This is a genomic window from Citrobacter sp. GW821-FHT02E08, from assembly GCF_059421685.1.
The window spans coordinates 26372-48286 of record NZ_JBWKVL010000003.1 but is presented as its reverse complement, the minus strand read 5'-3'; the positions used below and the strand labels follow the sequence as shown (position 1 = coordinate 48286).

General features: G+C 52.9%; 21 protein-coding genes. 11 read left to right on the top strand and 10 right to left on the bottom strand.

The genetic code is table 11. The annotated features are described in order from the left end of the window. Positions 1-103: 103 nt before the first annotated feature. Together dnaN and dnaA are read right to left on the bottom strand one after the other, a co-directional pair. Positions 104-1204, bottom strand: a complete 1101-nt coding sequence (gene dnaN, locus AC07UY_RS04605; RefSeq protein WP_494659577.1) for a DNA polymerase III subunit beta — start codon at positions 1202-1204, stop codon at positions 104-106. A gap of 4 nt (positions 1205-1208) precedes the next feature. Then, positions 1209-2609: a chromosomal replication initiator protein DnaA gene (dnaA, locus tag AC07UY_RS04600; RefSeq protein ID WP_162382320.1), complete on the bottom strand. Its 1401-nt coding sequence runs from the start codon at positions 2607-2609 to the stop codon at positions 1209-1211. A 272-nt stretch (positions 2610-2881) separates the two neighbouring features. On the opposite strand from dnaA, the gene AC07UY_RS04595 reads away from it, so the two are divergent. The 10 genes from AC07UY_RS04595 to AC07UY_RS04550 all read left to right on the top strand — a co-directional run bounded on the left by AC07UY_RS04595 (position 2882) and on the right by AC07UY_RS04550 (position 10884). Then, complete coding sequence (locus AC07UY_RS04595) at positions 2882-3037, top strand: hypothetical protein (RefSeq protein WP_494659576.1); 156 nt, start codon at positions 2882-2884, stop codon at positions 3035-3037. Between the two features lie 229 nt (positions 3038-3266). Beyond that, on the top strand, positions 3267-3407 hold the full coding sequence (gene rpmH, locus AC07UY_RS04590; RefSeq protein ID WP_003849659.1) for a 50S ribosomal protein L34: 141 nt from the start codon (positions 3267-3269) through the stop codon (positions 3405-3407). Positions 3408-3423: 16 nt separating this feature from the next. After that, positions 3424-3783 carry a ribonuclease P protein component gene (gene rnpA, locus AC07UY_RS04585; protein WP_042287256.1) on the top strand — a complete coding sequence of 120 codons (360 nt, stop codon included), beginning with the start codon at positions 3424-3426 and terminating at the stop codon, positions 3781-3783. Continuing rightward, positions 3747-4004: a membrane protein insertion efficiency factor YidD gene (gene yidD / locus AC07UY_RS04580; RefSeq protein WP_001307474.1), complete on the top strand. Its 258-nt coding sequence runs from the start codon at positions 3747-3749 to the stop codon at positions 4002-4004. Before rnpA ends, yidD begins: the two co-directional genes overlap by 37 nt. A gap of 2 nt (positions 4005-4006) precedes the next feature. Further along, positions 4007-5653 (top strand): membrane protein insertase YidC, encoded by a 1647-nt coding sequence (gene yidC, locus AC07UY_RS04575; RefSeq protein ID WP_203359510.1) that lies wholly within the window; start codon positions 4007-4009, stop codon positions 5651-5653. 70 nt (positions 5654-5723) lie between these two features. Beyond that, a complete protein-coding gene (mnmE, locus tag AC07UY_RS04570) occupies positions 5724-7088 on the top strand; it encodes a tRNA uridine-5-carboxymethylaminomethyl(34) synthesis GTPase MnmE (RefSeq protein WP_494659575.1) in 1365 nt (454 codons plus the stop codon). A 181-nt stretch (positions 7089-7269) separates the two neighbouring features. After that, positions 7270-8451, top strand: a complete 1182-nt coding sequence (locus AC07UY_RS04565; protein WP_494659574.1) for an MFS transporter — start codon at positions 7270-7272, stop codon at positions 8449-8451. After that, positions 8420-9379 (top strand): HTH-type transcriptional regulator YidZ, encoded by a 960-nt coding sequence (gene yidZ, locus AC07UY_RS04560; RefSeq protein WP_494659573.1) that lies wholly within the window; start codon positions 8420-8422, stop codon positions 9377-9379. The genes AC07UY_RS04565 and yidZ overlap by 32 nt, the downstream gene beginning before the upstream one ends. 147 nt (positions 9380-9526) lie before the next feature. After that, positions 9527-10276, top strand: a complete 750-nt coding sequence (locus AC07UY_RS04555; protein ID WP_494659572.1) for a 4'-phosphopantetheinyl transferase family protein — start codon at positions 9527-9529, stop codon at positions 10274-10276. 41 nt (positions 10277-10317) lie between these two features. After that, positions 10318-10884 (top strand): NADPH-dependent FMN reductase, encoded by a 567-nt coding sequence (locus tag AC07UY_RS04550; protein ID WP_494700901.1) that lies wholly within the window; start codon positions 10318-10320, stop codon positions 10882-10884. A gap of 139 nt (positions 10885-11023) precedes the next feature. Here the strand turns inward: AC07UY_RS04550 and adeP are convergent, their stop codons facing one another. Beyond that, on the bottom strand, positions 11024-12361 hold the full coding sequence (gene adeP / locus AC07UY_RS04545; RefSeq protein WP_203359504.1) for an adenine permease AdeP: 1338 nt from the start codon (positions 12359-12361) through the stop codon (positions 11024-11026). Between the two features lie 167 nt (positions 12362-12528). Between adeP and yieH the strand changes: the two genes are divergently transcribed. After that, positions 12529-13194 carry a 6-phosphogluconate phosphatase gene (gene yieH / locus AC07UY_RS04540; protein ID WP_494659570.1) on the top strand — a complete coding sequence of 222 codons (666 nt, stop codon included), beginning with the start codon at positions 12529-12531 and terminating at the stop codon, positions 13192-13194. A 103-nt stretch (positions 13195-13297) separates the two neighbouring features. Here yieH and phoU read toward each other — a convergent pair whose 3' ends face one another. The 7 genes from phoU to glmU form a co-directional block, all read right to left on the bottom strand. Next, positions 13298-14023, bottom strand: coding sequence for a phosphate signaling complex protein PhoU (gene phoU / locus AC07UY_RS04535; RefSeq protein ID WP_162382308.1), 726 nt, complete (start codon positions 14021-14023; stop codon positions 13298-13300). A gap of 14 nt (positions 14024-14037) precedes the next feature. Next, on the bottom strand, positions 14038-14811 hold the full coding sequence (pstB, locus tag AC07UY_RS04530; RefSeq protein ID WP_162382307.1) for a phosphate ABC transporter ATP-binding protein PstB: 774 nt from the start codon (positions 14809-14811) through the stop codon (positions 14038-14040). Between the two features lie 124 nt (positions 14812-14935). Continuing rightward, positions 14936-15826, bottom strand: a complete 891-nt coding sequence (pstA, locus tag AC07UY_RS04525) for a phosphate ABC transporter permease PstA (protein ID WP_192614023.1) — start codon at positions 15824-15826, stop codon at positions 14936-14938. Beyond that, positions 15826-16785, bottom strand: a complete 960-nt coding sequence (pstC, locus tag AC07UY_RS04520; protein ID WP_490469198.1) for a phosphate ABC transporter permease PstC — start codon at positions 16783-16785, stop codon at positions 15826-15828. Before pstC ends, pstA begins: the two co-directional genes overlap by 1 nt. A gap of 144 nt (positions 16786-16929) precedes the next feature. Beyond that, positions 16930-17970, bottom strand: a complete 1041-nt coding sequence (gene pstS / locus AC07UY_RS04515) for a phosphate ABC transporter substrate-binding protein PstS (protein WP_203359501.1) — start codon at positions 17968-17970, stop codon at positions 16930-16932. 312 nt (positions 17971-18282) lie between these two features. Continuing rightward, positions 18283-20112 carry a glutamine--fructose-6-phosphate transaminase (isomerizing) gene (gene glmS / locus AC07UY_RS04510; protein WP_494659569.1) on the bottom strand — a complete coding sequence of 610 codons (1830 nt, stop codon included), beginning with the start codon at positions 20110-20112 and terminating at the stop codon, positions 18283-18285. A gap of 199 nt (positions 20113-20311) precedes the next feature. Further along, positions 20312-21682 (bottom strand): bifunctional UDP-N-acetylglucosamine diphosphorylase/glucosamine-1-phosphate N-acetyltransferase GlmU, encoded by a 1371-nt coding sequence (gene glmU, locus AC07UY_RS04505; RefSeq protein ID WP_494659568.1) that lies wholly within the window; start codon positions 21680-21682, stop codon positions 20312-20314. Between the last annotated feature and the right edge of the window lie 233 nt (positions 21683-21915).

Sequence of the window (21915 nt, the reverse complement as noted above, 5' to 3'; positions counted from 1 at the left end):
TCGTCTGCCGCCAGCGCGCAAAAAGCGGAGCGTACACGAAGTACGTGAGCATTTTGAGCACTGCCGGGAGGCGAAATGGCAAGTAAACCAGCCCCTTTCAACACTACAAGCGCATTGGCATAACAACATAGGCTGCGCTTTGAGACGCCGCATCTTCAATTTGCACACTGGAAACCGAGTCGGTCAGCATAATGCGCACGTTTTCGCACTTCAGCGCATTCAGAACATCCAGCACATAGCTGACGTTAAAACCGATCTCCATTTCGGTGCCCGGATAAGTGACGTCCAGAATCTCTTCCGCTTCTTCCTGTTCCGGGTTATTGGCGGTGATTTTGAGCTGGTTTTCGCTCACATACAGACGCACGCCGCGGAACTTCTCATTCGAGAGGATCGCCGCACGGGCGAACGCCTGTTTCAGAATATCGCAGCCCGCTTCCAGATGTTTGTCCGGATTTTTCGGCAATACGCGGCGATAATCAGGGAAACGGCCATCAACCAGCTTGGATGTAAAGATAAAATCGCCGACGTGCGCACGGATGTTGTTGCTGCCAATTTGCACGCGCAGCGGGTTATCGCCGCCATCAAGCATACGCATCAGTTCAATCACGCCTTTACGCGGCACGATCACCGAATGGTTCGGCAGAGATTGTCCGACCGGCATGGAACAGACCGCCAGACGGTGACCATCAGTGGCCACGGTGCGCAGCTCTTCGCCTTCAGTCTCAAACAGCATACCGTTTAAGTAATAGCGAACGTCCTGATGCGCCATGGAAAACTGGGTCGCTTCAATCAGACGCTTCATCGTCGCCTGCGGCAAGGTGAATTCGACTTCGCTCTGCCAGTCATCCAGGTTCGGGAAGTCGGCGGCAGGCAATGTGGAAAGCGAGAAGCGGCTGCGGCCTGAACGCACCAGCATCCGATCGCCTTCCAGCTGAACGGCAATTTCAGCCCCTTCCGGCAAACCACGGCAGATATCAAAGAATTTCCGCGCCGGGACGGTGGTTGCGCCTGTTTCATGAGGCTGAATTAACGCAACGCGCGCCACCATTTCCATTTCAAGGTCGGTGCCGGTCAGAGAAAGCGTACCGTCTGCAACCTGCAGCAACAGGTTACCGAGAATTGGCAGCGTAGGACGACCACCTAGCGGGCCGCTGACCTGCTGAAGCGGTTTTAATAAATGTTCACGTTCAACGGTAAATTTCATAGCGTCACGAAGATAATGTTCTGATTAAATTGGAGAAATCTTCTTTAATATCATGGCTTTCTTCACGCAACTGCTCAATCTTACGGCAGGCATGAAGAACGGTAGTGTGGTCACGCCCACCAAACGCGTCGCCAATTTCCGGCAGACTGTGGTTAGTAAGCTCTTTTGCCAGCGCCATAGCCATCTGACGCGGACGCGCTACCGAGCGAGATCGACGCTTAGAAAGCAGATCCGCAATTTTGATTTTGTAATACTCCGCCACCGTCTTCTGAATATTGTCGATGGTGACCAGTTTTTCCTGCAACGCCAGCAGATCGCGCAGCGCTTCTCGCACAAAATCGATGGTGATAGCGCGGCCGGTAAAGTTCGCGTTGGCGATAACCCGGTTCAGCGCGCCTTCCAGTTCACGTACGTTAGAGCGTAGACGCTTGGCGATAAAGAACGCCACTTCGCCAGGCAAACGAATGTCGTTTTCGTCCGCTTTTTTCATCAGGATCGCGACGCGCGTTTCCAGTTCCGGCGGTTCGATCGCGACCGTTAACCCCCAACCGAAGCGGGATTTCAGACGATCTTCAACGCCATTGATCTCTTTTGGATAACGATCTGACGTCAAAATGATCTGCTGATTACCTTCCAGCAAGGCGTTAAAGGTGTGGAAAAACTCTTCCTGGGATCGTTCTTTATTGGCGAAAAATTGAATATCGTCAATCAGCAACGCGTCAACGGAGCGGTAGTAGCGTTTAAACTCTTCGATCGCATTGTTTTGCAGGGCTTTTACCATGTCCTGTACAAAACGCTCGGAGTGCATATACACCACTTTTGCATTAGGCTTGCGCGCCATAATGCCGTTACCCACTGCATGTAACAGGTGCGTTTTACCTAAACCAGTACCGCCATAAAGGAATAACGGGTTATAGGCGCCGCCTGGGTTGTCCGCGACCTGACGTGCCGCCGCGCGCGCCAACTGGTTGGATTTACCTTCCACGAAGTTATCAAAGGTATGTTTAACGTTGACGTTGGAGCGATAGGTTGGCTCCGCCGGGGCCGGTACGTTGTCCCAACCCGGGCGCGCCGCAGGCGCTGCGCGTTGTGGCTGTACTTGCGCAACATGCGCCGGCGCAACAACATGATTAACAGGCGTCTTTAGCGTCTGAGTAACGGGTTTTGTTCCCACTTCAAAACGCAGTTGCGGGGCATCTGCGCCGCAAAAATTATTCAACAGTCCATTGATGTTATTGAGGTATTTATCCCTTACCCAGTCGAGCACAAAACGGTTTGGCGCATACAAAGCCAGCGTGTTATCGCTCAGTTCCGCCTGCAACGGGCGTATCCACATACTGAACTCTGTGGCTGGTAACTCATCCTGCAATCGGGCAAGACACTGCTGCCAAAGCGAAAGTGACACGGCGGACTCCACTCGAACAAAAGTCGATAATGACAAAGGCTGAAACATTCATGATTGTTGGCGCACGTCGAAAAGACCCTGCATGAGGGTGACGCACGAACCGCTTTCTGCGGTTATACACGGGATCCTAAAGGCGACACCATGGCGCACCTGAAGAATGTCGCGTTAAAGCCTGACCAGGATCCTTTGAAACGATCAGGACCGCGGATCATAGCCTAAACTGCGCGAGAGATCTTCTGTTTCTCACAGATTCTTCCCGATTTATCCACAGGATGATCCAGAAGCGGGTAAGTGTAAACGATCCTGGGGAAGTGCTGCAGGATTTCGCACGCATATTGGAAAAATTAATGAGTAAAGCCACTTTACTGCTTAAACGATCTAATAAAGATCCCGCTCGATCCTTGCGCTTTGCCCGGCAGCCTTTATAATCTTCCCCCCGGCGCGTAATGCCCGTAATCACGGCGTTAACGCTGCTCATTTTCCACGCGAAAACGTGCGAAAAACGCAGGGATTTAAGGAAAGAGAATTGACTCCGGAGTGTACAATTATTACAATCCGGCCTCTTTAATCACCCATGGCTTCGACGTCCGTCGTTCGATGTTTGCTCGGATATCTGTAAAAGCCATTGAATTTATTCAAGTTTAGGTAGAAATCGCCATGAAACGCACTTTTCAACCGTCTGTACTGAAGCGCAACCGTTCTCACGGCTTCCGTGCTCGTATGGCTACTAAAAATGGTCGTCAGGTTCTGGCACGTCGTCGTGCTAAAGGCCGTTCTCGTCTGACCGTTTCCAAGTAATAAAGCTAACCCCTGAGTGGTTAAGCTCGCATTTCCCAGGGAGTTACGTTTGTTAACTCCCAATCATTTCACATTCGTCTTCCAGCAGCCACAACGGGCTGGCACGCCGCAAATCACCATCCTCGGCCGCCTGAATTCGCTGGGGCATCCCCGTATCGGTCTTACCGTCGCCAAGAAAAACGTTCGACGCGCCCATGAACGCAATCGGATTAAACGTCTGACGCGTGAAAGCTTCCGTCTGCGTCAGCACGAGCTTCCAGCAATGGATTTCGTGGTCGTGGCGAAAAAAGGGGTTGCTGACCTCGATAACCGTGCTCTCTCGGAAGCGTTGGAAAAATTATGGCGCCGCCACTGTCGCCTGGCTCGCGGGTCCTGATAGCCCTTATTAGGGTCTATCAACGCCTGATCAGTCCGCTGCTTGGGCCGCATTGTCGTTTCACGCCAACCTGTTCAAGCTACGGAATTGAGGCATTGCGCAGGTTTGGAGTGATAAAAGGCAGTTGGTTGACGGTGAAACGCGTATTAAAATGCCACCCTTTACACCCTGGTGGTGACGATCCCGTCCCACCCGGACCATTTGATACCAGAGAACACTAACGATGGATTCGCAACGCAATCTTTTAGTCATCGCTTTGCTGTTCGTGTCTTTCATGATCTGGCAAGCCTGGGAGCAGGATAAAAATCCGCAACCTCAGACTCAACAGACCACGCAGACAACGACCACCGCAGCGGGTAGCGCCGCAGACCAGGGCGTACCGGCCAGTGGCCAGGGGAAACTGATTACGGTTAAAACCGACGTGCTTGATCTGACCATCAACACCCGTGGTGGTGATGTTGAGCAGGCCCAGCTGCCGGCTTACCCGAAAGAGCTCGGTTCTAAAGAGCCGTTCCAGTTACTGGAAACAACTCCGCAGTTCATTTATCAGGCACAAAGCGGCCTGACAGGTCGTGACGGTCCGGATAACCCGGCTAACGGCCCACGTCCACAGTACAACGTCGAAAAAGACGCCTTTGTACTGGCGGATGGTCAGAACGAACTGCAGATCCCGATGACCTACACTGACTCCGCTGGCAACACGTTTACTAAAACGTTTGTTCTGAAGCGCGGTGAGTATGCTGTCAATGTGAACTACAGCGTGCAGAACGCCGGCGAGAAACCGCTGGAGATTTCCACCTTTGGTCAGCTGAAGCAATCCATCAATCTGCCATCTCATCGCGACACCGGTAGCAGCAACTTTGCGCTGCATACTTTCCGTGGCGCAGCGTACTCCACGCCTGATGAGAAGTATGAGAAATACAAATTCGAGACCATTGCCGAAAACGAAAACCTGAACGTCAGCGCACACAACGGCTGGGTGGCAATGTTGCAACAGTATTTCGCAACGGCATGGGTTCCGCGTAATGACGGCACCAACAACTTCTATACCGCTAATCTGGGTAACGGCATTGCTGCCATCGGCTATAAATCTCAGCCGGTGCTGGTACAGCCAGGTCAGACTGGCGCGATGACCAGCACCCTGTGGGTCGGCCCGGAAATTCAGGATAAAATGGCGGCCGTTGCACCGCACCTGGATCTGACCGTGGATTACGGCTGGTTGTGGTTCATCTCTCAGCCGCTGTTTAAGCTGCTGAAATGGATCCATAGCTTCCTGGGTAACTGGGGCTTCTCCATCATCGTTATCACCTTTATCGTTCGTGGCATCATGTACCCGCTGACCAAAGCGCAGTACACCTCCATGGCGAAGATGCGTATGCTGCAGCCGAAAATTGCGGCAATGCGCGAGCGTCTGGGCGATGACAAACAGCGTCAGAGCCAGGAAATGATGGCACTGTACAAAGCTGAGAAGGTTAACCCGCTGGGCGGCTGCTTCCCGCTGATCATCCAGATGCCAATCTTCCTTGCGCTGTACTACATGCTGATGGGCTCCATTGAACTGCGTCATGCGCCGTTCGCCCTGTGGATCCACGACTTGTCTGCACAAGACCCGTACTACATCCTGCCGATCCTGATGGGCGTGACGATGTTCTTCATCCAGAAGATGTCGCCGACCACAGTGACCGACCCGATGCAGCAGAAGATCATGACCTTTATGCCGGTCATCTTCACCGTGTTCTTCCTGTGGTTCCCGTCAGGTCTGGTGCTGTACTATATCGTCAGCAACCTGGTGACCATTATCCAGCAGCAGCTGATTTACCGTGGTCTGGAGAAACGTGGCCTGCATAGCCGCGAGAAGAAAAGCTCCTGACAGTAAGTCATAGCTCTATGGAAGGCGGTCAAATGACCGCCTTTTTTATTTGTATTCAACGAGACATATCATGAGCCACAACGACACTATCGTCGCCCAGGCTACCCCACCGGGACGCGGTGGCGTCGGCATCCTGCGTATCTCCGGCCTCAAGGCGCGTGAGGTTGCCGAAGTTGTACTGGGCAAGCTGCCAAAACCGCGTTATGCCGACTATCTGCCGTTTAAAGATGCTGATGGCACCGCGCTCGACCAGGGGATCGCGCTGTGGTTCCCCGGTCCGAACTCGTTCACGGGTGAAGACGTACTGGAACTGCAAGGGCACGGCGGCCCGGTGATTCTCGACCTGCTGTTAAAACGCATTCTGACGATCCCTGGTCTGCGCATTGCAAAACCCGGTGAATTCTCCGAACGGGCGTTCCTCAACGATAAGCTCGATCTGGCCCAGGCAGAGGCGATTGCCGACCTGATTGACGCCAGCTCAGAGCAAGCGGCGCGTTCAGCGTTGAACTCTCTGCAAGGGGCGTTTTCCGCGCGTGTAAATCATCTTGTGGAAGCACTCACTCACCTGCGCATCTACGTGGAAGCGGCGATCGATTTCCCGGATGAGGAGATCGATTTCCTGTCGGACGGCAAAATTGAAGCGCAGCTAAATGGCGTTATCGCCGATCTCGATGCCGTGCGTGCTGAAGCGCGTCAGGGCAGCCTGCTGCGTGAAGGGATGAAGGTGGTTATTGCTGGTCGCCCTAACGCGGGTAAATCGAGCCTGCTGAATGCGCTGGCGGGGCGTGAAGCCGCGATTGTGACCGATATAGCCGGGACAACGCGCGACGTACTGCGCGAGCATATTCACATTGACGGTATGCCGCTGCACATCATCGATACCGCCGGTCTGCGCGATGCTAATGATGAGGTAGAACGTATCGGTATTGAGCGCGCGTGGCAGGAGATTGAACAAGCCGACCGCGTGCTGTTTATGGTGGACGGCACAACGACCGCCGCGACTGACCCGACAGAGATCTGGCCGGACTTTATCGCTCGTCTGCCTGCTAAGCTGCCGATCACTGTCGTGCGCAACAAAGCGGATATTACCGGCGAGACGCTGGGTATTAGCGAAGTGAACGAGCACTCACTGGTTCGCCTCTCTGCACGGACAGGTGAAGGCGTGGACGTACTGCGTAACCATCTCAAGCAAAGCATGGGCTTTGAAACCAACATGGAAGGCGGCTTCCTGGCGCGTCGTCGTCATTTGCAGGCGCTGGCCGAAGCCGCTGAGCATCTCCAGCAGGGTAAAGCGCAACTGTTAGGCGCATGGGCTGGCGAACTGCTGGCAGAAGAACTGCGCCTGGCGCAGCAGGCGTTGAGTGAGATTACCGGGGAGTTTACCTCCGACGATCTGCTGGGGCGGATCTTCTCCAGCTTCTGTATCGGCAAGTAAGCAGTATTGCCGGATGGCGGCTAACGCCTTATCCGGCCTCCCCTACGCCTATTGCTCAGTAATCGAAGCGTTACCTGGCAATAGGCGATTTCCTTACAGGAAATCACTGTTGTCCAAATGGCAACTCGTCTCACAGAACACCTCCCCGTATGCTTAGCGTCACGCTTATCGTGAGGACGCTATGACCCGCTTTCTAATCTGCAGTTTTGCCCTGGTTTTACTCTATCCCGCCGGTATTGATATGTATCTGGTGGGTTTACCGCGAATTGCCGCCGATCTGAATGCCAGTGAAGCGCAGTTGCATATTGCGTTTTCCGTCTATCTGGCCGGGATGGCAACCGCCATGCTGTTTGCCGGGAAAGTGGCCGACCGCTCCGGGCGTAAACCTGTGGCTATTGTCGGCGCGGTGATATTCATTTTTGCCTCAACGCTTTGTTCGTTCGCGCAGGACGGTTCGATGTTTTTAACCGGACGCTTTATTCAGGGCATTGGCGCAGGTAGCTGTTATGTGGTGGCTTTTGCCATCTTGCGCGATACCCTGGACGACCGCCGCCGGGCGAAAGTGCTGTCACTGCTTAACGGGATCACCTGTATTGTCCCGGTGCTGGCGCCGGTTCTGGGACATCTGATCATGCTCAGATTTCCATGGCAAAGTCTGTTTTACACCATGATTGCGATGGGCATCGCGGTGTGTCTGCTGTCGCTGTTCATCCTGCGGGAAACGCGTCCAGCCACACATTCATCGTCTTCATGTTCGCCACAGAGTGCCGAGTCGCTAATCAATCGTTTTTTCCTCAGCCGTCTGGCGATCACCACACTGAGCGTCTCCGTGATCCTCACTTTTGTGAATACCTCACCGGTTCTGCTGATGGAAGTGATGGGGTTTGATCGCGGTGAATATGCCACCACCATGGCACTGACCGCAGGTGTCAGTATGGCCGTTTCGTTCTCAACGCCATTTGCGTTAGGCGTGTTTAAGCCACGTACATTAATGGTTACCTCACAGGGGCTGTTTCTGGCGGCAGGCGTGGTGCTCAGCCTCGCCACCAGCAACGCGGTGACACTGTTTGGTCTGACGCTTATCTGCGCGGGTTTCTCGGTCGGCTTTGGCGTGGCAATGAGCCAGGCGCTGGGTCCCTTTTCTTTGCGGGCTGGTGTCGCCAGTTCAGCGCTGGGTATTGCACAGGTCTGCGGTTCGTCGCTGTGGATTTGGCTGGCAGCCATTGTCGGCATCAATGCGTTGAATATGCTGATCGGGATTCTGATTGGTTGTAGCATAGTCAGCCTCTTGCTGATTATGCTCGTCGCACCCAACAGGTCTGCACCCGACCATGAAGAAATCCATCACCAGTCTCGATCTTAATTTGTTGTTATGCCTGCAGCTTCTGATGCAGGAGCGCAGCGTAACCAAAGCGGCGAAACGGATGAGCGTTACCCCTTCGGCGGTGAGCAAATCGCTGTCGAAGTTGCGGGCATGGTTCGACGACCCGCTGTTCGTGAATACGCCGCTCGGGCTGACGCCAACGCCGCTGATGCTGAGTATGGAGCAGAATCTGGCAGACTGGATGCAGATGGGCAATCAGCTGCTGGATAAGCCGCATAACGAAACGCCACGAGGGCTGAAGTTCGATCTGGTCGCCGAGACGCCCCTGATGATGATCATGTTCAATACGTTGTCGCAGCAGATCTATCAGCGCTATCCGCAGGCCTCCATTAAAGTACGCAACTGGGATTACGACTCGCTGGACGCCATCACGCGCGGTGAGGTAGATATTGGTTTTACCGGGCGTGAGAGCCATCCACGTTCGCGAGAGTTACTGAGTCTGCTGCCTTTATCGATCGATTTTGAAGTGCTGTTCACCGACTTACCGTGGGTATGGTTGCGGGAAGATCATCCGGCGCTGCGGGAAGAGTGGAATCTTGAGACCTTCCTGCGCTATCCGCATATCAGCATCTGCTGGGAACAAAGCGATACCTGGGCGCTCGATGACGTGCTGCAGGAGATGGGGCGTAAACGCAACATCGCCTTAAGTCTGCCTGGATTTGAACAATCGTTGTTTATGGCGGCACAACCCGATCACTCGCTTCTGGCGACCGCGCCGCTTTATTGCCAGCGTTATAACCAACTCCACCAACTCCCGTTAGTTGCGCGTCCCTTGCCTTTTGACGCCGCACAGCGGGAAAAACTCATGGTGCCGTTCACCCTCCTCTGGCATAAACGCAACAGCCATAACCCGAAAATTGTCTGGTTAAGAGAAACTCTTAAAGCCCTCTACAGCCCCCTTTCCTGACGCTAAATTCACCACTTAGGTAAGGGAAATGTAAATGTCGCGTAAGGTATTCTGATTCAGTCGAACTTTTGAGCTGTTAAGTCTGTCCATAATTCATGTAAATGTTACTCTCGTAATAATCACGGACCATTAATCACGGAGCGAAAAATGGCGACACATTTTGCCAGAGGGATTCTTACGGAGGGACATCTGGTTTCAGTCCGGCTCCCTTCTCAATGTCATATTGAGGCCAGCAATCTTCCCACTCATCGCCGCACGCGGTTCCTTGCCTCCCGGGCCTTACTCGCTGAACTGATGTTTATGCTTTATGGCATCAGCGAACTACCAGAGATCACTATCCAGGCGAAAGGCAAACCCACGTTTCGCGATCGCAACCTGCCCGATTTCTCCATCGCGTACGCCGGAAATATGGTCGGCATTGCGCTGACAACCGAAGGCGAATGCGGTCTGGACATGGAGTTGCAACGCGCAACCCGTGGCTTTCACAGCCCACATTCAGCAGGAAACCCGGTGTTCTCCAGCAATGAAACCCTGTGGATCAACAATCAAAACGATCCTAATGAAGCACGTGCGCAGCTCATCACCTTGCGCCAGAGCGTACTGAAACTCACTGGCGATGTCCTCAACGATGACCCACGAGAGCTCCAGTTGATCCCCGTTGCCGGTCGTCTTAAGTGTGCCCATGTTGCGCAGATCGAAGCCCTCTGTGATGCGGAAGATGTGCTGGTATGGTCGGTTGCCGTCTCGCCCTCCATTGAAAAGCTGAAGGTTTGGGAGTTTGATAGTCATCAGGGGTGGAAAAGCCTGCCCGATATCCAGACTCGCGCCAATGCACCCACCGGTCGCCTGATGCGATTCGCCCAATTATCCACCGTTAAATCTTGTACACATAACTGACCCGGCCACATCCCGGCCATCATGATGAAAAAGGAGTAATCATGTCTGAAACGTTGAAGGTTGTTACGTTACTGGGAAGCCTGCGCAAAGGCTCATTTAATGGGATGGTTGCCCGTACTCTGCCAAAAATTGCCCCGACAGGCATGGAAGTCAACCCATTGCCGTCCATTGGCAACATCCCATTGTATGACGCCGATCTGCAACAAGAGGAAGGTTTTCCGCAGAGCGTAGAAGCGCTGGCGGATCAAATTCGTCAAGCGGATGGGGTGGTCATTGTGACGCCGGAATATAACTACTCCGTGCCGGGTGGCCTGAAAAACGCCATCGACTGGCTGTCCCGCCTACCCGACCAGCCACTGTCCGGAAAACCCGTGCTGATCCAGACCAGTTCAATGGGAGCTATCGGCGGCGCGCGCTGTCAGTATCATCTGCGTCAGATTCTGGTCTTCCTCGATGCCATGGTAATGAATAAGCCTGAATTTATGGGCGGCGTGATTCAAAACAAAGTGGACCCGCAAAACGGTGAAGTGATTGACCAAAGCACCCTGGATCATCTGACCGGTCAACTGACCGCGTTTGGCGATTACATTCAGCGCGTGAAAGCGTAAAAGAAAAAGCCCGGCACACTGCCGGGCTTTGATTTGAAATGATTAATGTGGTTATGACTGATGGCGCTTCGCTTATCAGGCCTACGTTCTTCTGTAGGTCAGGTAAGCGTTAGCGCCACCTGACACCACAAGCCGCACCTTAGTGCGCGTCGATAAACACAATCTTCAGAATGAACAGCAACGCCACAACGACCACGCAAGGGCTGAGATCGCGCAAGCGGCCGGTGCCGATTTTCATCACACAGTAAGAGATAAAGCCCAGCGCGATACCTTCAGTAATAGAGAAACTGAACGGCATCATCACGGCGGTGATAAAGGCGGGCACTGACTCCGTCAAGTCGTCCCACTTCACGCGTGCAAGGCTGGAGGTCATCAATACACCGACATAAATCAGCGCACCCGCGGCCGCATAACCCGGCACCATTCCCGCCAGCGGCGACAGGAAGATAACCAGCAGGAACAGCAAACCCACGACTACTGCCGTCAGACCGGTACGTCCACCGACAGAAACACCGGAAGAAGATTCAATATACGCCGTCACGGAAGAGGTACCGATAAACGAACCCGCCACCGATGATACGCTGTCGACAAACAGCGCCTGCTTCATGCGTGGGAACTTCCCTTTCTCATCGGCCAGACCCGCTTTGTCGGTCACGCCAATCAGCGTACCGGAGGAGTCAAACAGGTTAACCAACATGAAAGAGAAAATGACGCCGGCCAGGCCCAGATTCAACGAACCAGCCAGATCCACATGGCCAATTACAGTAGTGACGCTTGGCGGCGCAGAGACGATACCGTTGTAGTGCACATCACCCAACATCCAGCCCAGCAACGTTGTGACCACGATAGACACCAGCACCGCAGCGTGAATGTTGCGCGATGCCAGAATAGCGATGATAAAGAACCCCAGCACGCCCAGCAGAACGCTGTGCGACGTCAGATTTCCAATCGCCACCAGCGTGTCTTTATTCGCGACAATGACACCGGCATTTTTCAGCCCCATCATACCAATGAACAGGCCTATACCGCTGGTGATACCTACACGCAGACTAACCGGAATATTGGCGATCATCCAATAACGTACGCGGAAGATGGTCAACAACAGCAGACCAACAGCGCCCCAGAAAATGGCGCCCATTCCCACCTGCCACGGCAGGCCCATTGCCTGAACCACAACAAACGCGAAGAAGGCGTTCAGACCCATTGCAGGCGCCAGCGCGACCGGCAGGTTGGCGAACAGGCCCATCAGGATGCTACCAAATGCAGCAATCAAACAGGTGGTGACGAAGACAGCACTGGTATCCATGCCAGCAACGCCAAGAATTTGTGGGTTAACAAAAACGATATAGACCATCGTCAGGAAGGTCGTGAAACCGGCGATCACTTCGGTGCGGGCCGTCGTGCCGTGTTCGCGCAGTTTAAACACGCGTTCCAGCATACCCTGACCAGAAGCCTGGGTTGTGTGTTGTTGACTCATAATCAATTTCCGAACAAGGAGGGAAAAATCCGTCGCTATCCTATACCAAAATGCGACAATAGGGGCGGTTGCGAGATACTTTTTTTCTTTGATTTTACTAATACGTCAACGATTGCGTCTCTCAATTCAGCATTACGTAAACGTTAAACTTGTAAAAAAGGAAAGGCATGTCCCAGATTGAAGCGGTATTTTTCGACTGCGACGGTACGCTGGTCGACAGCGAAGTGATCTGTTCCCGTGCGTATGTCGCCATGTTCCAGGAGTTTGGCATAAAGCTCGATCTTGAAGAGGTGTTTGAACGCTTTAAGGGCATAAAACTCTACGAGATCATCGACATCATCAACGAAGAGCATCATATTCAGTTGGCGAAAACTGAGCTGGAACGCGTCTTCCGCGCCGAGGTCGCACGCCTGTTCGACACGGAACTAGAGGTGATCGCGGGTGCAAACGCATTGCTGGACAGCATGGCGGTGCCAATCTGCGTAGTCTCTAACGGGCCGGTCAGCAAAATGCAGCATTCGCTGGGAAAACTGGGCATGTTGCACCACTTCCCGGAAAAACTGTTCAGCGGCTACGATATTCAACGCTGGAAGCCTGATCCGGCGCTGATGTTCCACGCAGCGAAAGCGATGAACGTCAATGTGGAGAACTGCATTCTGGTGGATGACTCTTCAGCTGGCGCACAGTCAGGAATTGATGCGGGTATGGAGGTGTTTTACTTCTGCGCCGATCCGCACAACAAACCGATCGATCATCCAAAAGTAACGACCTTTACCGATTTGGCGCAATTGCCGGAATTGTGGAAGGCGCGCGGATGGGATATTACGCGTTAATTTCGTCGGAATGGTCAATTCAGTGTAGGCCGGATAAGCGTTAGCACCATCCGGCTAATTGCCCGGTGGCGCATGCTTACCGGGCCTACAGAAAGCACAAATATCACTCTTTTGGGTCTTTACCCGCCAGCAGTTTATCCAGCTCATCCCCCCCGACGTGACGGAAATCCTGCCCTTTCACGAAGTAGAAGATGTATTCACAAATGTTCTGGCAGCGGTCGCCGATACGTTCAATCGATCGTGCGCAGAACAGCGCCGTCAGCACGCTCGGAATGGTTCGCGGATCTTCCATCATGTACGTCATCAGCTGACGCACGATGCCTTCATATTCCTGGTCGACTTTTTTGTCTTCACGGTAGATACGTACCGCTTCGTCCAGATCCATACGCGCAAACGCATCCAGAACATCATGCAGCATCTGTACGGTATGGCGACCCAACGATTCCAGGCTCACCAACAGCGGCTGATGCTGAGAAGAGAACTTCTCCAGCGCGGTACGACAGATTTTATCGGCAACGTCGCCAATGCGTTCCAGCTCCGCGATGGTTTTGATGATCGCCATCACCAGACGCAGGTCGCTGGCCGTTGGCTGACGCTTGGCGATGATGCGCACGCAGGCTTCATCAATCGCGACTTCCATCATGTTGACCTGTTTGTCGCCTTCAATCACGCGCTTTGCCAGTTCACCGTCCTGGTTGTGCATGGCGGTAATGGCGTCAGACAGTTGCTGTTCCACCATTCCGCCCATGGTCATCACCTGAGTGCGAATGCTCTCCAGTTCAGCGTTGAACTGGCCGGAAATGTGTTTATTGAGATTGAGGTTATCCATGTTGCACTCCTGAATCAGCCGTAGCGACCGGTGATGTAGTCTTCTGTTTGCTTTTTAGCGGGCTTGGTGAACAGATCGTCCGTGTTGCTGAACTCAATCAACTCGCCCAAATACATAAACGCCGTGTGGTCGGAACAACGCGCCGCCTGCTGCATGTTGTGCGTTACGATAACCACGGTGTAATCCTGCTTCAGCTCGGTGATCAGCTCTTCAATGCGCCCAGTGGAAATAGGGTCCAGCGCTGAACATGGCTCATCCAGCAGCAACACTTCCGGACGAATAGCGATACCGCGCGCGATGCACAGACGCTGTTGCTGACCACCGGAGAGAGAGTACCCGCTCTGGTGCAATTTATCTTTGGTTTCGTTCCACAATGCGGCCTTGGTCAAAGCCCACTGAACACGCTCATCCATGTCGGCACGGGAGAGCTTCTCAAACAGGCGCACGCCAAACGCGATATTGTCGTAAATGGACATCGGGAACGGTGTCGGCTTCTGAAACACCATGCCCACTTTAGCGCGCAGCAGCGCGATATCCTGGGTATTGGTGAGAATATTGTCGCCATCCAGCAGAATTTCGCCTTCCGCACGTTGATCGGGGTACAGCGAATACATTTTGTTAAAGGTGCGCAGCAACGTGGATTTACCACAGCCAGACGGACCGATGAATGCCGTAACCTGGTTCTTCGCGATATCCAGGTTGATGTTCTTCAGGGCATGGAATTTGCCATAGTAGAAGTTCAAATCACGAACCTGAATCTTACCTGGGGCTGTCTCAACCATACTCATTTCAATCTCTTCCTCATTCGACGCCGCATTCGCCGCGCCGCAAAATTGTGCCTGATGGCGCTACGCATATCAGGCCTACAAATATGTACAATCCGTACGCCGCCATCCGGCAATGCGTAAATAATTAACCGTGTTTATTCTTCGCAAAAATGACGCGCGCCAGAATATTCAGCAGCAGAACGCAAAGGGTGATAATCAACACCCCAGCCCAGGCCAGTTGCTGCCATTCAGCAAACGGACTCATCGCAAATTTAAAGATGGTCACCGGCAAGTTGGCGATCGGCTGCATCATGTCGGTGCTCCAGAACTGGTTCGAGAGCGCGGTAAACAACAGCGGGGCGGTTTCACCCGCGATACGCGCAATCGCCAGCAGGATACCGGTCATGATGCCGGAGACTGACGCCTTCAGGGTAATCGCAGAGATCATCTTCCACTTTGGCGTACCCAGCGCATACGCCGCTTCACGCAGGCTATCCGGCACCAGTTTCAACATGTTCTCTGTAGTTCGAATAACGATAGGCACCTGCAGCAACGCCAGCGCAATCACACCTGCCCAGCCGGAGAATTGTTCCATCTGCGCGACCACAATGGTGTAGACGAACAGACCGACCACAATCGACGGCGCAGAAAGCAGAATGTCGTTGATAAAGCGAATGACTTCAGACAGCCAGGATTTGCGGCCATATTCCGCCAGATAAATCCCCGCCATAATGCCCAGCGGCGTACCCAATACGGTCGCCCACAGAATGAGTAAACCACTACCGGCCAGGGCGTTTGCCAGACCACCACCCGCTGTATTAGGCGGCGGCGTCATTTCGGTAAACAGCGCCAGCGACATTCCGTCGATACCGCGTACCACAGTAGAGAACAGGATCCAAATGAGCCAGAACAACCCGAACGCCATTGTCGCCATGGAGAGCGTCAGCGCGATGCGGTTTTTCATGCGACGACGCGCCTGCATTTTGCGGCGGGATTCCGCCAGTGCGGCGGTAGATTGCATTTCGATCGTAGCCATTAACGTGCCCCCTCGTTCTTAGCAAGGCGCATGATCATAAATTTAGACGCCGCCAGGACGATAAAGGTGATGACGAACAGGATCAGGCCCAGTTCCATCAACGCGGCAACATGCAGACCCGATTCTGCTTCGGCAAACTCGTTCGCCAGCGCAGAGGTAATACTGTTGCCCGGCATATACAGCGAGGCACTGTCGAGCTGGTAGGTGTTACCGATGATAAAGGTTACCGCCATGGTTTCGCCCAGCGCACGACCTAAGCCCAGCATAATGCCGCCAATCACCCCATTTTTGGTGTAGGGCAGAACAATACGCCAGATAACTTCCCAGGTGGTGCAGCCGATACCGTAGGCCGACTCTTTCATCATCACAGGGGTCTGTTCGAATACATCACGCATTACCGCCGCAATGTACGGGATGATCATGATGGCGAGGATCACGCCAGCGGCTAAAATACCGATACCAAAAGCCGGACCCGAGAACAGTGCACCAACAAATGGAATGTTGGAAAGGACGTTCCCTACCGGCTCCTGAAACCAGGTCGCAAACAACGGGGCGAAAATGAACAAGCCCCACATGCCATAAACGATACTTGGAATCGCGGCCAGCAGTTCAATCGCGATCCCCAGCGGACGTCTCAGCCAGTTTGGCGCCAGCTCCGTTAAAAATAAGGCAATGCCGAAACTCACCGGAACGGCGATCAGCAATGCGATAAAAGAGGTCACCAGCGTGCCATAAATGGGGACCAGCGCACCGTAGATATCGTTTGGCGCGTCCCACTCTTTGGTCCACAGGAACGAAAAGCCAAACTTCTGGATACTTGGCCAGGAGGAGATGATCAGAGAGACAATAATGCCCCCCAGCATCAATAGCACAAGCAGCGCAGCCAGTTTTACCAGCGCGCTGAATATCATGTCACCCTTTTTACCCGGTGGGTTAAAAGCAGGCTTAGTTGCAGCCATAAATTACTCTTTCCGTTGAACGCGTTTACGAAGTTGCCCAAGCCGGATGGCGCTACGCTTATCCGGCTTACCTATCGGGCCTACAGTCTGAACCGTAGGGCGGATAAGCGTAGCGCCATCCGCCATTTCGTCAAAGATATTCTATTAATACAGCGCTTTACCGTTGCTGTCTTTCACGTTGGTTTTCCATGCAGCGCGAACCTGCTCAACCACGCTGTCTGGCAGGCTGGCATAATCCAGGTCATTAGCCTGTTTGCCGCCATTTTTGTATGCCCAGTCGAAGAATTTCAGCACTTCAGCACCCTGCTCAGGTTTTTTCTGCACTTTGTGCACGAGGATGAAGGTCGTGGAGGTGATTGGCCACGCTTCTTCACCTTTCTGGTTCGTCAGGTCCTGCGCGAACGATTTGCTCCAGTCAGCGCCTTTTGCCGCGTTGGCGAAGTTCTCTTCAGTCGGGCTTACCGGCTTACCATCGGCGGAGATCAATTTGGTGTAGGCCAGGCTGTTCTGCTTGGCATACGCGTATTCAACGTAACCAATGGAACCCGGCAGACGCTGTACGAACGCAGCGATACCGTCGTTGCCTTTACCACCCAGACCGGTCGGCCAGTTTACTGTCGAGCCGGAACCGACTTTCGATTTCCACTCTTCGTTCACTTTCGCCAGATAGCTGGTAAAGACGAAGGAAGTACCGGAGCCATCAGCACGACGCACAACGGCAATATTCTGGGAAGGCAGTTTCAGACCTGGGTTCAGTTTGGTGATGGCTTCATCGTCCCACTTTTTGATTTTGCCGAGATAGATGTCACCCAGTGTTTTACCATCCAACACCAGCTCACCAGACTTCAGACCAGGGATATTCACCGCCAGCACCACACCACCAATCACGGTCGGGAACTGGAACAGATCTTCCTGAGCCAGCTTTTCATCAGACAGCGGGGCATCGGATGCGCCGAAATCAACCGTATTTGCAGTAATTTGTTTAACACCACCGGAGGAGCCGATACCCTGGTAATTGACTTTATTACCGGTTTCTTTCTGATAGGTATCTGCCCATTTGGCATACACTGGCGCAGGGAAAGTTGCACCTGCACCTGTCAGGCTTGCCGCTGCGTTTACAGCGAAAGCGCTCATGGATAAGGTCGCGGCGACAACAGTTGCGACAGTGGTACGCATAACTTTCATAATGTCTCCTGCAAGATTCGTAAATCATTGTTAAGTGGCTACGATAAGCAAAATAGGACAAACAGGTGACAGTTAAATGTACGAAATATGACAGTTTTATGACAGAGAAAGAAATGGTGTTCAGTTTCTAAAAAACATCATAAAGAAACAATGCGTTACGTGTTTTTATGGCACTAATATTTCGCAGAGATTTTCTTTTTATGACACTGAAACAGTAGCTGAATATGACGCTTTGTCACATAAAAACGGAGGGGGAATTGTTCAAAAAAACGGGGATAAAAAATGCCCCGCTTTCGCAGGGCATTACACAGATTATTCAACCGTAACCGATTTTGCCAGGTTACGCGGCTGATCCACGTCGGTGCCTTTGATCAGCGCCACGTGATACGCCAGCAATTGCAGCGGTACTGTGTAGAAGATTGGCGCAATGGCCTCTTCCACATGCGGCATTTCAATAATGTGCATGTTATCGCTACTGGTGAATCCGGCATCCTGATCGGCGAAGACATACAGCTGACCACCGCGCGCGCGAACTTCCTCAATGTTGGATTTCAGTTTTTCCAACAGTTCGTTGTTCGGAGCCACCACAATAACCGGCATGTCTGCATCAATCAGCGCCAGCGGGCCATGCTTCAGTTCACCTGCGGCATAGGCTTCTGCGTGAATATAAGAGATCTCTTTCAGTTTCAGCGCGCCTTCCAGCGCAATCGGATACTGATCGCCACGCCCCAGGAACAGCGCGTGGTGTTTGTCAGAGAAATCTTCAGCAAGCGCTTCAATGCGTTTATCCTGAGACAGCATCTGCTCAATACGGCTCGGCAGCGCCTGCAGGCCGTGAACGATGTCGTGCTCAATAGAGGCATCCAGACCTTTCAGACGCGCCAGTTTCGCCACCAGCATCAGCAGAACGGTCAACTGAGTGGTAAACGCTTTCGTGGAGGCAACACCGATTTCGGTACCGGCATTGGTCATCATCGCCAGGTCAGATTCACGAACCAGGGAAGAGCCTGGAACGTTACAAATCGCCAGGGAACCCAGATAACCCAACTCTTTCGATAAACGCAGACCAGCCAGCGTATCTGCCGTTTCGCCAGACTGCGAAAGGGTGATCATCAGGCTGTTGCGACGCACGGCGGATTTGCGATAGCGGAATTCAGACGCGATTTCCACGTCACACGGGATCCCTGCCAGAGATTCAAACCAATAGCGGGATACCATACCGGAGTTGTAGGAAGTACCGCAGGCGATAATCTGAATGTGCTCAACCTGAGCCAGCAGTTCGTTCGCCTTCGGACCCAGCTCGCTCAGATCCACTTCACCGTGAGTAATACGTCCGGTCAGGGTGTTTTTGATAGCGTTAGGCTGTTCGTAGATCTCTTTCTGCATGTAGTGGCGATAAATACCTTTATCACCAGCGTCGTATTTCAGATTGGATTCGATATCCTGACGTTTCACTTCCGCGCCCGTTTTATCGAAAATAGAGACGGAACGACGGGTCACTTCCGCAATATCACCTTCTTCCAGGAAGATGAAGCGACGGGTGACTGGCAGCAGCGCCAGTTGATCGGAAGCGATAAAGTTCTCACCCATACCCAGACCAATCACCAGCGGGCTACCAGAGCGCGCCGCCAGCAGAGTATCCGGTTTACGGGTATCCATGATCACCGTACCGTACGCGCCGCGCAGTTGTGGGATAGTACGCAGCACTGCTTCACGCAGAGTGCCGCCTTGTTCCAGTTCCCAATGCACCAGGTGAGCAATCACTTCGGTGTCAGTTTCAGAAACAAACGTATAACCACGCGCTTTCAGTTCTTCGCGCAGCGGTTCATGGTTTTCGATGATGCCGTTATGCACCACCACAATGTGCTCAGAAACATGCGGATGCGCATTCGCTTCTGAAGGTTCGCCGTGGGTTGCCCAACGGGTATGAGCAATACCTGTACCGCCGTGCAACGGGTGTTCTTCCGCTGCCTGTGCCAGCATCTGAACTTTACCGAGGCGACGCAGACGGGTCATGTGCCCTTCGTTGTCGACCACAGCCATGCCCGCAGAGTCATAGCCGCGGTATTCCAGACGACGTAAACCTTCGAGAAGGATTTCTGCTACATCACGTTGCGCGATAGCGCCAACAATTCCACACATAGTTTTTAATTCCGATTTTGGCGATATGCCAGTCGTTGTCGGTCAACCTGTATGCCCGTATTTTCGGGCGCCCCGAGCCTTGTAGAGAGTGGGGTTATTTTTATAAGTACTGCTTTTTGGGCGGGGGATTATGTTATCCCCTCATCCCTGTTTGCCGGAAGGCAGCGTAAACGCGTTGTCCGGCCTACAAAAATTGAATTTACTTCTTCTTCACCGGACGCTTCCAGCCCTGCTTATGGACCTGCGGTACACGGCTTATCACCAGTTCGTTATCAGCAACGTCACGGGTAACGGTGGTACCCGCCGCGATTGTCACACCGTTACCCACCGTCACTGGCGCCACCAGTTGGGTATCAGAGCCGACAAACACATCATCGCCAATAATGGTTTTAAACTTGTTCGCGCCATCGTAGTTACAGGTGATCGTTCCTGCACCAATGTTCACGTTGTCGCCAATTTCAGCATCCCCCAGGTAACTCAGATGACCGGCTTTCGAGCCTTTACCCAGACGCGCTTTTTTCATCTCGACAAAGTTACCGACGTGTGCGCCTTCCAGCAGTTCGGCACCAGGGCGCAGACGCGCGAACGGGCCAATTGTACACGCCGTTGCCAGATGTGCATCTTCCACTACGCTGTATGGGCTGATTTCACAATCATCGCCAATCACACTGTTTTTGATAACGCAGCCCGCGCCAATCTTCACACGATGACCGAGCGTAACGTTGCCTTCGATGATAACGTTAGTATCAATTTCGACATCTCGCCCGTGCGTTAACGTACCGCGCAGATCAAAACGCGAAGGGTCACGCAGCATAACGCCCGCCAGCAGCAGCTTTTCAGCCTGCTCAGACTGGTAAACGCGTTCCAGACGAGAGAGTTGCAGGCGGTTGTTCACACCTTCCACTTCACTGAGTCTGTCAGGGTGAACGGCCGCGATTTCGCGACCTTCCTGATATGCCAGCGCAATAATGTCGGTGATGTAATACTCGCCCTGAGCATTGTTATTGGTCAGTTTTGACAGCCAACGTTTCATATCTGCGCCGTTGGCAATCAGGATGCCAGTATTAATTTCCTGGATCTGACGTTGCTCGTCGCTTGCATCTTTGTGCTCAACAATGCCGGTGACCTTACCGTTCTCACGCGTAATACGACCATAGCCGCTTGGATCATCCAGCTTCACCGTCAGCAAACCAATGCCGCCCTGCGGTTTTGCATCACGCAGACGCTGCAATGTGTCGATCGAAATCAGCGGTACGTCGCCATAGAGCATTAAAATGTCTTCGTCGTCGCCAAAGAATGGCGCAGCCTGCTGCATCGCATGACCTGTACCCAACTGCTCGGCCTGCAGAACCCAATTCAGGTTGTCTTCTTTCAGTGTCTGCTTAAGCAGATCGCCACCGTGGCCATAGACCAGATGAACGTGAGATGCGCCAACTTCATTAGCTGCATCAATGACATGCTGAACCATCGCTTTTCCCGCGAGAGTATGTAGCACTTTAGGAAGATCGGAATACATGCGTGTGCCTTTACCTGCGGCAAGGATCACTACGCTCATAGCACTGTTCAACATACGCATCCTGACTGTGATAAGAGAACGAATTTATACCGTTTCACATTGAAAATACTACATTTTTTTCGCCGTGAAATGGGGTGTAGATAAAATGCTCATCAGGGGACTTTCCCCACAAGATAATGAGACATTTTCGTCCATCGTCGCGCCTTTTGTCTTCTGAAAAGTAAGACATACCTCTCATTAAGTCTTTAGGCTAATGTTTTTGCTCTTTTTTTGATCCATGAATAAAG

What these genes read in the sequence shown, in the direction of transcription:
- pstC (WP_490469198.1), bottom strand. Translation starts at nt 16,785, where the DNA reads ATGGCTGCAACTAAGCCTGCTTTTAACCCACCGGGTAAAAAGGGTGAC.
- yidD (WP_001307474.1), top strand. Translation starts at nt 3,747, where the DNA reads ATGGCGCCGCCACTGTCGCCTGGCTCGCGGGTCCTGATAGCCCTTATT.
- mnmE (WP_494659575.1), top strand. Translation starts at nt 5,724, where the DNA reads ATGAGCCACAACGACACTATCGTCGCCCAGGCTACCCCACCGGGACGC.
- rpmH (WP_003849659.1), top strand. Translation starts at nt 3,267, where the DNA reads ATGAAACGCACTTTTCAACCGTCTGTACTGAAGCGCAACCGTTCTCAC.
- dnaN (WP_494659577.1), bottom strand. Translation starts at nt 1,204, where the DNA reads ATGAAATTTACCGTTGAACGTGAACATTTATTAAAACCGCTTCAGCAG.
- yidC (WP_203359510.1), top strand. Translation starts at nt 4,007, where the DNA reads ATGGATTCGCAACGCAATCTTTTAGTCATCGCTTTGCTGTTCGTGTCT.
- pstA (WP_192614023.1), bottom strand. Translation starts at nt 15,826, where the DNA reads ATGGCTACGATCGAAATGCAATCTACCGCCGCACTGGCGGAATCCCGC.
- AC07UY_RS04595 (WP_494659576.1), top strand. Translation starts at nt 2,882, where the DNA reads ATGATCCAGAAGCGGGTAAGTGTAAACGATCCTGGGGAAGTGCTGCAG.
- AC07UY_RS04565 (WP_494659574.1), top strand. Translation starts at nt 7,270, where the DNA reads ATGACCCGCTTTCTAATCTGCAGTTTTGCCCTGGTTTTACTCTATCCC.
- glmS (WP_494659569.1), bottom strand. Translation starts at nt 20,112, where the DNA reads ATGTGTGGAATTGTTGGCGCTATCGCGCAACGTGATGTAGCAGAAATC.
- adeP (WP_203359504.1), bottom strand. Translation starts at nt 12,361, where the DNA reads ATGAGTCAACAACACACAACCCAGGCTTCTGGTCAGGGTATGCTGGAA.
- glmU (WP_494659568.1), bottom strand. Translation starts at nt 21,682, where the DNA reads ATGTTGAACAGTGCTATGAGCGTAGTGATCCTTGCCGCAGGTAAAGGC.
- phoU (WP_162382308.1), bottom strand. Translation starts at nt 14,023, where the DNA reads ATGGATAACCTCAATCTCAATAAACACATTTCCGGCCAGTTCAACGCT.
- AC07UY_RS04555 (WP_494659572.1), top strand. Translation starts at nt 9,527, where the DNA reads ATGGCGACACATTTTGCCAGAGGGATTCTTACGGAGGGACATCTGGTT.
- pstB (WP_162382307.1), bottom strand. Translation starts at nt 14,811, where the DNA reads ATGAGTATGGTTGAGACAGCCCCAGGTAAGATTCAGGTTCGTGATTTG.
- pstS (WP_203359501.1), bottom strand. Translation starts at nt 17,970, where the DNA reads ATGAAAGTTATGCGTACCACTGTCGCAACTGTTGTCGCCGCGACCTTA.
- yidZ (WP_494659573.1), top strand. Translation starts at nt 8,420, where the DNA reads ATGAAGAAATCCATCACCAGTCTCGATCTTAATTTGTTGTTATGCCTG.
- AC07UY_RS04550 (WP_494700901.1), top strand. Translation starts at nt 10,318, where the DNA reads ATGTCTGAAACGTTGAAGGTTGTTACGTTACTGGGAAGCCTGCGCAAA.
- yieH (WP_494659570.1), top strand. Translation starts at nt 12,529, where the DNA reads ATGTCCCAGATTGAAGCGGTATTTTTCGACTGCGACGGTACGCTGGTC.